Genomic DNA, 12551 nt, shown 5'->3' on the forward strand with positions numbered 1-12551 from the left:
ACCTGGCGTACCTGTGATACGAATAAGCCCATTAGAACATACAAAAAGCGGAGGTTTCCCCTCCGCTCTCGTATTGAAATCGACGATCTGTTATATTCTTATTACAATTTTTCCAAAGGATGGTCTTTTAGAAGTTGTTCCGGCGAATAGAAGTCCTTCTTGCTTTCGGTAGCGGCACGCACTTGTTTAACTTTTTCAGGTGAAATAGCCGGGCCTTTGTTACCAAAGGAGTTGCGCACATATGTCAATACTGCCGCTACTTCGTCATCTTTCAAAAGGCCGGCAAAAGGTGTCATCGGCACCTGGCCAGGATATTTCTTACCATTCACCTCGATCGGCCCCAGCAAGCCTTTTAACACGATCTTGATCAACCTTTCGTCGCTGCCGGCAATCCATTGCCCCGACAGTGGCGGGAAGCCGGACGCTTCGAGTCCTTTCCCATCCGGCTGATGACAGGTGCTGCAGTAGCCTTCCTTCGCGTAAATTTGACGTCCCTGGTTGAACAGGATCAGGTCATTCCCTTTCAGGCTGGTAGTAGCAACAACTTGCTTCTCTTTCTTTGCATTTTCTCCTTTCAGGTGCGCCTCAGCAGCTTCATACGCATGGATCGTCCAATCGTCGAGCGGCATTTTCTTGGCTTCTGCCAGAATTGGCAATCCTTTTTCCTTACCAATCCAGGAAGCAGCAACGATGGCCATTAACCGTACGCGGCTGTTTTCATCCCGTGCCGCCTGCATGAGCAAATCCGCCTGATCGGGCACCTGATGTCCCGTGTAGCGCACCACCTGAACAGCCGCTGCACGGGCGTGGTAATCTTTGGCGCGTAATACCTGTTTCAAAAGCTTCTGATCCACTTTGTCCATTCCCCAGCTTACCCATAGGCCTTCCAGCAAGTGATGTTCGTAACGCGGATCGTTCTTGTCGAGGCCAGCTACCCAGGTGTTCAGTTTGGATAATACCTGCGATGCATCACGTCCCCGTAATTCGCGGCGGGTGCGGTAGCGTGTCCGATATTCGGGTAATTTCAGGTTGTTAAGCAATTCGTCAATGCTCGCGCCATCTACATTGGCTGCCTTTACGAGTGGCCGCGAGGGGTAGGTAATGCGGTATATACGTCCGTGCGAGTGGTCACGCAAGGGGTCGCGTGCATTGTGCTGCATGTGACCGATCAGGATATTATGCCAGTCGATTACATACAATGAGCCATCTGGCGCAAATTCCATGTCTACAGGGCGGAAGTTGCGGTCTTCACTCACGACCAGGTCCTGGCGGTGATTACTTTTGTAGCCGGTGCCTTCGTCGGTCAAAGTATGTTCCTTTGTTCCAAGAAAACCAATGGTATTGTTGATCAGGAAATCACCTTGAATATCATCCGGGAAATGGCGGCTCGAAACGAACTCGAGACCTGAAGTGGGGCGGACACGATGCTTGTCTTCCACCAGCTGCACCGATTTATGGGTTGCCTCCCCGTAACGCGGGAAAACACTGCCGGGCAACATCCATCGCACATCGGGGCTCGATGTCTCCGCAAAGAACGGTTGTCCCCAGTCGTCGAAGGCGATACCCCAGGGATTCGGGATCGAAAGTTGAGCGGTACGTTCGAGCTTTTTCAGTTGAGGCGCATAGCGGTAGAAACCACCGTTGGTCGCACGCACTGGCCCGTAGGAGGTTTCGACATTGGTATGAAGAAATACCCCTTCGCCGGAGTAAATAGCACCCGACGGGTCTACTGTAAATGCATGGCTGTTATGGTGCGTATCGTGGTCGTCGAAGCCGCTCAGGAGAATTTCTACTTTATCCGCTTTTCCATCGCCGTTTGTATCTGTCAGCAATTTGAGATTTGTGCCCTGAGAAACATAAACTCCCTCTTTGGCAATCTCAAAACCAAGTGGCAAATGCAACCCATCGGCAAACACGCTTTGCTTATCGGCCTTGCCGTCGTTATTAGTATCTTCAAAAATGATGATCTTGTCGTTCGGCTTCGAATCCCCGGGCTTGTAGTGCGGGTAACTCGGCATGGTGGCCACCCACAGGCGGCCCTTATTGTCAAACGACATTTGCATTGGTTTTGCCAGATCAGGAAACTCCTGTTCGGAGGCAAAAAGCTCGATCTTGTAGCCTTCCGGCACTTTTAGTTTTGCCAATGCATCCTGCCCGTACAGGTATGTCAGGCTACCGTTTTTCTCGGGATTGAAATTTGTTTTCACCTGCGGTAATGTCCGGCTACCCTTGTCGGCAACGGCCAGGTCCGTTTTTTCTCCTTTCGAAGCCGCCAGCCAGATCGCCTGGTCGCGGATGTCGGTCAACTGTCGGATCTTCTCGATTTCAGCCGGGTAGTTGTCCGGTCCGAAAGGATTATAGCGGCGCCCATAGACGTGAACGCCATTCGGGATTTTGAAATCGTTATGCCACATCCAGTTTTTCTCAGTAACCGCTGCATGGACCAATTCACGACTTTTAGCTTTTTCAGGTGCTTTTCCAAAGATTTTATCCACCAACAGAAGACCCAATTTTTTGTAACCTTCTTCATTGAGCTGCGATCCATCGATCGTCAGATCTTCCTTTGTTTCCGCATACCATTTTTGAGAAGGCGCAAATGCGTCGACAAAAAGCACTTTATTCTGGTCGGCAACTTCCTTCATCGCCTTGGTATACAGAAGCAGGTTCTCATTTTCCTTTTTACCGTTCGGGAGGTCATATTTACCCGAAAGGTCTTCAAAAGCAATAGGCGAAACGATCACGAGTTGTGGTGCGGAGGTGCCATTGTATTTCTGCTGCAACGTCCATTTAATGAATGCATCCAGTTCTGCCTTATAGTTGGCAAGCCCCGCCTTTCCTTCAAATGACTCATTGTATCCAAAAAAAGAAACGATCACATCGGTTTTCAAACGCGTGAGCCATTGGTCCGGTGTTTCAAAATGCCCCTCGCTTTCCGAAGGATTGGCCAGCTCCGTCTGGAACTTTTCGGCGCCTGGGAAAGCCCAGGGTGTGTTACGGCTTGCATGCGGACGGAATCCGGGCGTATCACCGCCATCGCACATGTTACGGATAACGAGGTTGTCGTCGGGATAACGGACATACAACTCCGTTTCGAAGTTATCGTAGTTCATCATCCTGGAACCCAGGTTATTGCCGATCAGGGATATATGCGTACCCTTGGCGAGCTTGATCGGGGCGGGCTGATTCAACCGGAAGGCGCTGAATGCAATGACTGCCAGTCCAAATGCAATAAGCGATGAATAAACGCTGATTTTTTTGGGTTTAGACATTTGAAAAAATGTTAAGTTGGGTTTTAGGTAGCGTTATATAAAATTACTTGGCTTCACGGTAAGGAACCTGGATGTCCATTTTCCCTTTCCACTCCTTAGGGATTTTCAAGCCCAGCTCATCATGTATTGCATTGATAACGAGCCGCTGGAACGGTTCCAACCTGAAATCTTCCGGATGTCCGAGCGTAGTCATAAACACCTTTCCTCCGAACGAGTTGGTACCAGTCCAGACCACCGGATTTTCGATCGCCTCCTTGTCGGGGTTCACGGATTTCCCCATGAGCAACCATGTCGAGCCTTTGGTAGGATAATCGGGCAGCACGCGATACAACCACGAGCGTGCATGGAATGGGCCTTTTACACCGGTCAAAATTGGATTTTTTGCTTGCTCGGGAACCACAGTTACGTCTGTACTGCTGTTATGGCCATAATGCGTGTGCTTGGCCGCCCCGCCCCATCCCGGAGGCGCATTCAATGCAAACTCGCCAAATGCGTTCCATTTTTCGCTTTCATGGCCTTTGGGAAAATTGAATGCATGGGTGGTGGTTCTGAAACCCATTACTGGCTTGCCGGTTTTCAGATAAGCTTCTATATGTGCAAGCTGATCGGGTGGCAACTGGCGCCAGCGGAGGTAAAACACTGCCAGATCCGCATCCTTTAATGCTTCCAGGCCAGGGATATTCTTTTCGCTATTATGATCGGGATATGCTTTAAGGACGATCGTGCGCATGCCGTAGTTCTTTTCGAGTTCGGCCGCAACGATCGGCAGCGTTTCCTCGCCGCTGTACTCATGATCGCCAGTTACAAACACAACGAGCGGGGTGCCGCCCAGTGGCTTTTTTTTAGCAGATTGCGCAGCCGCCAAGTGCGCACCGACCACCACTGCAAATGCCGCAAAAATGAAGCAAGTGCAGAATTGTTTCAATTTCATGATGAAAGGATTAAGGTTCAATCTTAGTGAGTAAAGAGATATATTGGGAAGACTGCTTAATGCAATTTTTCCCCTAGTTAATTATAAATGAAATGTAATGCATCCTGTGTTGTCCTGTTCCGGGGACAAGGGCGGGGCGTTAGGTGGTAGCCGGAGAGAGTTAATTACCTGACTGATCACAGAGCCGAAAACCGCGACAAAAATAAAAACCGGATTACATCCAGCATGTTCGATTTCATTACGGGCACAATGTCGACAAACTGTCAAATCGGAATAATTTTCAACAGTTTATTATTCTTAAAAATGAGTTCGTACCGTCGCAACGCAACGGTATCTCCCGAAAAATCCAAGTATTTATAAAGAGGATATTGCCTCACGCATTTCTCAATTTGACTTTTCGAGAAATTAGTGGAGTTGACGACGCAAACAATCGCCACAAGATCGTCTTCTGTCTTTTTATAACCATCTTGCATGTAGGTAATCGTAACCGCCTGATCTATAATTACGTATCCAGCACCCACTACCAAAAACAACAGAACAAGTCCGGCCAGAATACCAAAAATTGATTTCTGCTTTTTGCCGAAAGACGTCTTCATACTTTTTCATAGTTATCAGAAAACCTGAGGATTGGCTTATCGTTTGTCTCCTTCTTTTCATGATCAGAAAAGCTCTTTGTATCTGTCATTCCCGCAAATAATCTTCCAATTCCTCTTTCAGCACGTTATAGTACTTCAATTTCTGCGCAATGATATCATTCTCTGTAATACGCGGACGAGTGTTGCTAGGTGGATCGTAGTCGCCGCTTACTACTGTTATCTGGATAGTATCTCCTGGCTGCAACTCCGCTTTTAGCCAATCAAAATGTACGTCAGCATCGGCATCATACCCGCCGATATTAATATTGAGCTCCTCGTCAGGATTGTCCTTCCGACGCGTGGCATCCAGAATACAAGTAACACAATACCTGTCAACGTCCAGCCCCGCCCGGATTGGTTCATTGTTGTTAACCCTGATTTCAAAACCGTGTCCCATAGTGTCTGCGTGAAGCCTGTGATATGCCTGTTTTCTTTGTTTTAATGGTAATATCTAATTTAAATATCTATTTCTCTTTACACAGCATTAAATTAACATGAACCGTACTGGCTGCCGACACATTTCTGATAGCAAGCAAAATGGGTGCATCGATGCCCCACTCGACGACCTTCTTCAACTTCTCTGCGTTGCCTTGTGTGAAAATCGCAATCCAGATAGCAACTGTGAACGCACCCCACTTTTTTGAAATCGCTCCACGCGAGAGAGTTCTGACAATATCAGCCTTTTGAGCAGTGCTCAGACTGTCCGCATTGCAAATTTTCCGAACATTATTTAAAAATTCCGGCAGCAACGCTTCAAGGGCTTTTTTGGTAACAGGCGGAAGGAATCGCCCTCCGGCAACCACTTCTTAGATAGCGACCGGTAAGTACCGAGGCCTTCGTAAACACATTCCCAAAGAACGCTATCCTTGAATGATCTCAGTTCAAGATGACGGCTTTTCATCCACGCCTTGTGAAACAAATGCGTCATTTCATGCGCGAACAAGCGGTCGATGCGGTTCGTATTTTCGGGAAGTTCTGCTGAACCGTAGCTTTTGCCGAGAACAGAAAGGTCCAGCCCGATGACATCCTCACCATAAGTAAAAGCATCATCCTCTCCGCCAGTACCTACCAGAACGACTACTTTACTACTTAGAATTGCACCGAATGGTTTAGCCAATGAATCGAGCATAAACTCCCATTCCAATCGACGGGATTCAATAAGGCGCAGCCATTTTGTGTCCGCACCAGTCAGTTCTTGCCGGAAATGTAGGGTTGAATCGGGTCGCTGGAAGCTGCGACTTTTCAGCACATTCACCCAATCCGCGGAGACGCGCTCGTTGTCCGCTGCACATTTGACAACTATGATGTCGGGAACCTGCTTTTGCGCATAGGTACTTCCCACGCCTAAAAGCAGGTGGACCAGAGCAAGAAGAAAAATGATAGTGGATAATCTGCGCATTTCAACTTTACCCCGAACGGCATTGGCCATATTGCATGGATTTTCCAGGGTAATGAGCCTCCAAATTTTCGGGAATACTAATGCTATTTATCCTGGGTCGCGAATTGTTTATCATCAGGCTATTCTACAAAACCTGAGCCCTAATTTAGACGAGAAGCGAGAGGCAGGCATCTTGTTAGGCTTCCAGCCCCCCGTGCATTTACTGAACTTCTTCTTTCTTCGCCGCTTCGAAGTATCTTGTTTTCAAATCATCAAAAACAAACAACAGGAGAAAGAGATGTCGGTAAGTACTTATGTTGTCACTTTGTTCCGAAAGATCTCCGAGCTTGTTTTTTATTTCCCTGAAACCTAACCCATCAAATTCCGGGAATTGCGAAGCCACTTTCATAAACTTGTCACGATGCTCCTGCAATGACCTGACTTGCTGTGTAGCTTCTAAGAATCCCTGTTCCCCGCGCTGAAATTTCTTAAGCGGATTACAAAAAAACATCGAGCATATCTGGGGACGGTTTCGATCATATATTGAGCAGCATCCCGCAAAATGCGGGCAGGGCATCTTAAAATAGAGCTTATCTTCCTGCCCACCAGTGATCAAATCCAGCGAATCCGCAAGCTTTCTGTCCTTATCGTCCTGAATACGTGCAGTATTGAAAAGCGTGCCGTCGCAACACATTCCGCAGCTAACGCATAAATCAGAAACATCTTTTTCGCTGTCGCTCATAGTGTTATGACAAAATGTGTCCATCAAATAGTTTCGACACAATTTTAATGATAATCTCTAAGAGCTCCAATTGTAGAAATTATACGGCACGGCCTAGTTATCCGGTGTAGTGCATGTGCATTACAAAAACCGAAACCCCAGCGTCAGCGAAAACCGGGAGAGATCCACGCTATCGTCTTTGGATAAGTGCAGCGTTTCGGTACTAAAGGCGGTTTTACGTTGGAGGCGGTAGATGGCGCCCATCATGGCGGTGCCGGTCAGGTTGAGGGCAAATTTATTGTTGATCGGCTGCTCTATTCCGACACTGACGCCCCAGTTCATGGTTTTACCGGAGAATGTCAGCGGCTGGTTACCGACGGTGCTTTTGTTTTCATAAGGCTGATAACCCAGCAGAAGAGAAGAAAGTATGGCTGTTTTGCCGTTGCTCAAAAAGGAACGATGAATCAATGCACCGCTCAGATGTTGGATCGTCACTTTTTCGCTCTGCGAGCTGTCCAGATTGGCATTGCCCTTGTACATTTCATATCTCAGGCCAAACCCCACATGTTTCCACGGAAAGTAGGCAACATCACCACCGAATGCGATGCCGGATTTGAGGTCCTTAAGATATTCTTGTTCGTCATGACTGGTTATCTGCCCTGCACGGAACAGGCGGTAAGCGTAACCTCCGTTGAGAACAAAACTCCATCTGGAAAACTCCGGCTCCCCTGCCTCCCTTTCCCGGACGGCCGCTTTTTCGCGACTATCAGATACCGTTCCCCGGTCTTTCCGCCATTCGGTGACGGAAGCTTCCTGCGCGCTGGCGTTGTGATCCAACAAGCCCAAAAACAGTAATAAAACTGCAAACGATTTGACCATTATCTACGGAACGCGGGAATTTAAAGAACCCAAAACTACTATTTTCAGGCCAAATTCATCTTTCAGGCTCCTATAATTTGTCAGATAGCAGGCTTCACACCCGCCTTTCTGAGCTTTTCAGTGATAAATGCTCCAATGGCCTTACCCTGCACCTGACCATTTTCGATGGCATCGCGGTAATGAATCCCCCCATAAAGCCTCGAAATCGCAGCCTCTTCCGACGCTTGTCTGAATGACTTGAAATCCCTCGTCGGCAAGTCAAAGATCACTTCCGTGTCGTCGCGAAATGCGAAGTTATCGCCCAGAAAATAGGTTAATGTTTCGGCTACCGCGGTGGAAATGACACTATGTCCACTGGTGTATTCGGGAAATGGCGGGGTTTGCAGCAATGGCTGCCATTGGGGATCGATGGTGCGATTAATGACGGTCTCTGGCCGTACGCGACTGCTGCGGTATTTCTCGTCCCAGCAACTAATGAAGGCATCCATAAGCGTTGCCGCGACGATTGAATGGACCAAAATGCCATTGTCGATATCCACATTGGCCTTCGCCGTGGCTATGCCGGTAATGTTCATCCAGTGCCCGCCAGGACTTATTTTCTTGAAACCAATATTCATATGCCCTGAAGTGTTGATCGCAAATGGATTGCAGTCCCAATAAGAGGCTATAAAGCGTTGCTGTTCGGTGAGATTTTTGCCCGTATCATAAACTTCCCTCGCAAGTTTGTAAAATGCGCTTGTACTGTCTTTGCTAAATTCAACCGGTGGCTTTGGCACGAATTGGTTGCAGGAATCGATCAAAACCGGGCGGATGGTGCGCCAATGCGGTTCAATCCCTTCGATATAGCCCGGCGGGGTTGGGTACCAGTAGGCTTCCCCTTTTTTGGGGCGGTGCCTGAGCCGGGTGCTGAGTTTGAGATAACCATCGGTGGCAGCGTCGGAAGCGATTTTTTTGGCAACGTCCTGCGCTACGGCGATCGACTTATCTATGGTAGCTTGTGCATTTCCTTCCCGCAACAATGCGATGACCAGCTTTTTCTGGTCTTCTTCGAGCATGTAACCCGATGGCATAATGAGTCGGCCGGTTTCCAGGATGCAATACAATGCGGCGATCTGGTAATCGTAATCCCTTGCCTCGATGGTAATGGGTGTAATGCTTTTGGTAAATGTCGTGGGTGAAATAATTTGATCATTATTACGCGCTACAATCTCGTGGGCACCCAGGAGACAGTATGTATAGAACCGGCTTGCCGCGGGCGGGTTCACCACATCATGGATCATGACCATAGTTACCGAGAACACCGCAGGCTGTAAATGCTTACGCAACTCAGATTTGGCAAAAATGGGTTGAGAAAAAAGCAAAAATAGAAGAACGATCCAACGCATTAGTTTCCACGATTTTTATAAAACTGCAATGGCTCATTAAATGCACCGATCACCAAAAAAGGCTGACCCCCAATGTTAATCTGCACCGCCGATTTCACATCCCCATTCACCGAAAGCCCCGACCACGGCTGCCCGCTGAAGCGAAACCCACCCTTATCGTCGCCCAAGAAAAGGCTGCCATAGTTGGCGTCCATACTGCCCAGTTTAAGCCGGTTATCGGTTTTGTTACCTAAAAGCAGCAGGTCTTTTTTGCCATCATAGTTATAATCGCCGCTCAGTATCGCGCTAACCGGTCCGAATTGCGCCTGGGCGGGGATCGCGATTTTCTCAAACATGCCGCCGCGATTCATGAAACAAACGCTGCGAAGCTCACGCGCTTCCAACCTTCCCGCGTTGGCCAGATCGGCCGCAGCAATCACATCGCTCATCGTAGCATTGGCATAATCCCGATAGAAAGAAAATTTCTTGCGCATCGGGTAGATCTGATCGTTCAGCTCGTCGCGGCTGACGAACGGGTATGATTTGCCTTGTATATAAAAGTTAAAGAATGGATCAATGGAGCCATTCTTGTCGAAATCGGCGAAAAACAACTCTGCTGGTTCCTTTTGCGATGCTTTAATTTGCGTGTTCAGCCCGAGGTTACCAGCAAGCAGATCAGATTTGCCGTCGCCGTCCAGATCTTCTATTTTTAATGTATGCCAAAAACCACTTTCCTCACTTTTAAAGTAATCGGCAGTTTTATCTTCGAAATCCATTCCATTGTAAGTAAATACCTTGACCGGCATCATTTCCCCTGCGATGATCAGCTCCGTTTTACCATCGCCATTCAAATCGCCCCATTGCGCATCGGTAACCATCCCGATCTTGAAAAAAGGTGATTCACGTATTTCAAAGCGCCCTTTTCCGTCATTCACCAACAAATATGAAGCTGGCGCCTCGGGATAACGGCCCGGGACAATGCGGCCGCCTACAAACAGGTCGAGGTCGCCATCTTTATCAAAATCATACGGCCTTGCACAAGACTTGCTACTGGCTTTTGTGTTAGGTACTGACAGCACCAAGAGGTTCAAGCTACCCTTACCATTGCTCAGGTAAATTTCATCCTGAAAGGAAACGGTATTAGGTTCAAACATCGAATAACCGCCTTTGGCGATGTACAAATCATCGAAACCATCGCCATTTGCGTCGAAAAACACCGCAGCTGAAATGGCGGAAGTCTCCTCATCGCCGATCGCGAAGCCGGGCATTTCGCTAAAAGCACCTCCACGTTGCTGCAACCATATTTTCGCCTTTTTGTTTTGATCGCCGCTGACGAAAATGTCGTCCAAGCCATCCTTGTTTACATCGCCCTTCACCACCACCGGGCCCGTTTGGGAATACATCGAAAGCATCAGCGGCTGGCGTTTGAAGTCGTTTTCGCTAAACCCTTCATGCCGATAGTCGATGACGGGAGTATGCTTTTGAAAGAATGTATTTGTCGCGACAGGCTTTTCCGGCACAGCCGCCTTTTTACCATTTTTCTCAACTACAACCAGGTGGTCACCTTTCACATTTTCAAGTATTTGACTGGATCCGTCCGGCCATACGACCTCCACCGTATCCACCGACTGTTCGCCGCCCAGCCCGAAATGGAGCCGCAGGGGCGTGCAGGACAGATAACCTCGATTGGGACTTACCTCCTGGTATTGCAGTGTGCCTTTAGTTTTAAGATAAACCTTGGCTCCCAGTCCGCTTGCATTGGTGCCTGGCTGTTTGAGTTTGAATTGCAGCCAATGACTGTTTTTCACTTCACTGGCCGTGTTTTGGTAAATAAATGCAGGCTCATTGATATTATTCACTACCAGGTCGAGGTCGCCGTCGTTGTCGAGATCGGCGTACACCGCTCCACTGGAAACCGAGGCGTGTCCCAGGCCCCATTGCTGCTGCATTTGGGTGAATGTGAGGTCACGGTTATTCTTGAAAATGTAATTGGCCAGCATGGTGGACGGCATTGCTTTCACAAGATCCATCAGCTGAAAAGGCTCCTTGTCGACCGCCCTTTTGATCTTGTAATCGCCCCAGTATTTGAGAAAATCCTTATTAGTATAATCCCTTAAATAGCCATTGGACACGAAGAGGTCTTTGAAACCGTCGTTGTCGAAATCCGCAAAAAGCGGCGTCCAGCTCCAGTCTGTATTTGAGACACCGGCAAACTGGGCGATCTCGCTGAAAGTGCCGTCGCCGTTGTTAAGCTGCAACATATTCCGCATATACTGCTTTTGCAGGTCCTGCGTCACCATCAGCTCAAACGATTCATAATTCTCCTGTAATTGAAGCAGTTTTTGACGCTGGTTGTCCTCAGGCAGCATATCCAGCGACATGACGTCCGGCAAGCCGTCATTATTGAAGTCGGCAATGTCGATACCCATCGAGAATTGCGCCAGATGCCGGAAAGCCACCCGCGTCATATCTTTAAATGTGCCGTCGTGGTTGTTGATATAAAGGTAATCGGGCTCGTTGTAGTCGTTGGTCACGTAAATGTCCTGCCAGCCGTCCAAATTTACATCGGCAATAGCCATACCCAGCCCGAAAGTGAGCGGGTACTGATGGATTCCGGCCTTTTGAGTTACTTCTACAAAATGGTTTTTCTGGTTTTCAAAAAGCTTGTTCCCTGCCAGCTCGTCCGTCTGCGTGCGGAACTTCGCGAGCTCCATATTGTCGATTTTTTTGGTAGTATGATTAAGCAACATCATATCCAGATCACCATCATTGTCATAATCAAAAAAGGCTGCCTGGGTGCTGTAAGAGATATTATCTAAACCATATTCCTTCGCCTGTTCGGCGAATTTGAGATTACCCTGATTAATGAATAGCTGGTTTTTGCGGTCCTCTTCCTTCATTTTCCCCGAATAGCAAATATGGATATCGAGCAACCCGTCGCCATTTACATCGGCCATGGTAACACCAGTTTTCCAGCCCCCTTTGCGGCCTTCCAATCCTTTGCCTGCCGACGCGGTAATGTCTTTAAACTTCATTTTGTCCCCCTTCGCGCCCAGGTTCAGATAGAGCTTGTTGGTGCCCATGTTGGCGGTAAAGAAAAGGTCGTCGAAACCGTCGTTATTGATATCCCCTACTGCCACACCCCCGCCATTATAGTAATATTCGTAGGACATTACATTCTGGTTCTCGGTTTCGCTAATGGGGTTTGCGAAATCGATACCGGTTTGCTTGGCATCAAGCAGGCGGAATAAAGGATTTTGCGCTCTGACGTCGGTAGCGTGTAATGTCAGCAGTAAAAAGGCAGTCAGGCAAAAAGGGATACCTTTGTGATTCATTGAGCGCACAATACCGATTAAAAGAGGGAAGATTACTCC

The 12551-nt window shown here is 48.2% G+C and carries 9 protein-coding genes; all 9 read right to left on the reverse strand.

Annotation, left to right across the window (positions count from 1 at the left end):
• Window positions 1-101: 101 nt before the first annotated feature.
• Complete coding sequence (locus LZD49_RS22250) at window positions 102-3269, reverse strand: PVC-type heme-binding CxxCH protein (protein WP_234669872.1); 3168 nt, start codon at window positions 3267-3269, stop codon at window positions 102-104.
• 43 nt (window positions 3270-3312) lie between these two features.
• The gene (locus LZD49_RS22255; RefSeq protein WP_234669873.1) at window positions 3313-4200 is read right to left on the reverse strand and encodes a ThuA domain-containing protein; all 888 of its coding nucleotides are present in this window, start codon (window positions 4198-4200) and stop codon (window positions 3313-3315) included.
• Between the two features lie 263 nt (window positions 4201-4463).
• Complete coding sequence (locus tag LZD49_RS22260; RefSeq protein ID WP_234669874.1) at window positions 4464-4796, reverse strand: hypothetical protein; 333 nt, start codon at window positions 4794-4796, stop codon at window positions 4464-4466.
• Window positions 4797-4881: 85 nt separating this feature from the next.
• Entirely contained in the window at window positions 4882-5232 is a 351-nt protein-coding gene (locus tag LZD49_RS22265) for a hypothetical protein (RefSeq protein WP_234669875.1), read from the reverse strand.
• 333 nt (window positions 5233-5565) lie between these two features.
• Window positions 5566-6264, reverse strand: a complete 699-nt coding sequence (locus LZD49_RS22270) for a hypothetical protein (protein ID WP_234669876.1) — start codon at window positions 6262-6264, stop codon at window positions 5566-5568.
• A gap of 169 nt (window positions 6265-6433) precedes the next feature.
• Complete coding sequence (locus LZD49_RS22275) at window positions 6434-6979, reverse strand: YkgJ family cysteine cluster protein (protein WP_234670107.1); 546 nt, start codon at window positions 6977-6979, stop codon at window positions 6434-6436.
• A 96-nt stretch (window positions 6980-7075) separates the two neighbouring features.
• Window positions 7076-7774, reverse strand: a complete 699-nt coding sequence (locus LZD49_RS22280) for a porin family protein (protein ID WP_234669877.1) — start codon at window positions 7772-7774, stop codon at window positions 7076-7078.
• 119 nt (window positions 7775-7893) lie between these two features.
• On the reverse strand, window positions 7894-9198 hold the full coding sequence (locus tag LZD49_RS22285) for a vanadium-dependent haloperoxidase (protein ID WP_234669878.1): 1305 nt from the start codon (window positions 9196-9198) through the stop codon (window positions 7894-7896).
• On the reverse strand, window positions 9198-12512 hold the full coding sequence (locus tag LZD49_RS22290) for a VCBS repeat-containing protein (RefSeq protein ID WP_234669879.1): 3315 nt from the start codon (window positions 12510-12512) through the stop codon (window positions 9198-9200). Before LZD49_RS22290 ends, LZD49_RS22285 begins: the two co-directional genes overlap by 1 nt.
• Window positions 12513-12551: the final 39 nt, after the last annotated feature.

This window comes from Dyadobacter sp. CY261 (assembly GCF_021440085.1).
In the GTDB taxonomy this organism is placed as follows: Bacteria; Bacteroidota; Bacteroidia; order Cytophagales; family Spirosomataceae; genus Dyadobacter.

Coding starts and splice junctions, on each gene's coding strand:
- LZD49_RS22255 (WP_234669873.1), bottom strand. CDS start 4,200: ATGAAATTGAAACAATTCTGCACTTGCTTCATTTTTGCGGCATTTGCA.
- LZD49_RS22265 (WP_234669875.1), bottom strand. CDS start 5,232: ATGGGACACGGTTTTGAAATCAGGGTTAACAACAATGAACCAATCCGG.
- LZD49_RS22270 (WP_234669876.1), bottom strand. CDS start 6,264: ATGGCCAATGCCGTTCGGGGTAAAGTTGAAATGCGCAGATTATCCACT.
- LZD49_RS22290 (WP_234669879.1), bottom strand. CDS start 12,512: ATGAATCACAAAGGTATCCCTTTTTGCCTGACTGCCTTTTTACTGCTG.
- LZD49_RS22275 (WP_234670107.1), bottom strand. CDS start 6,979: ATGGACACATTTTGTCATAACACTATGAGCGACAGCGAAAAAGATGTT.
- LZD49_RS22250 (WP_234669872.1), bottom strand. CDS start 3,269: ATGTCTAAACCCAAAAAAATCAGCGTTTATTCATCGCTTATTGCATTT.
- LZD49_RS22260 (WP_234669874.1), bottom strand. CDS start 4,796: ATGAAGACGTCTTTCGGCAAAAAGCAGAAATCAATTTTTGGTATTCTG.
- LZD49_RS22285 (WP_234669878.1), bottom strand. CDS start 9,198: ATGCGTTGGATCGTTCTTCTATTTTTGCTTTTTTCTCAACCCATTTTT.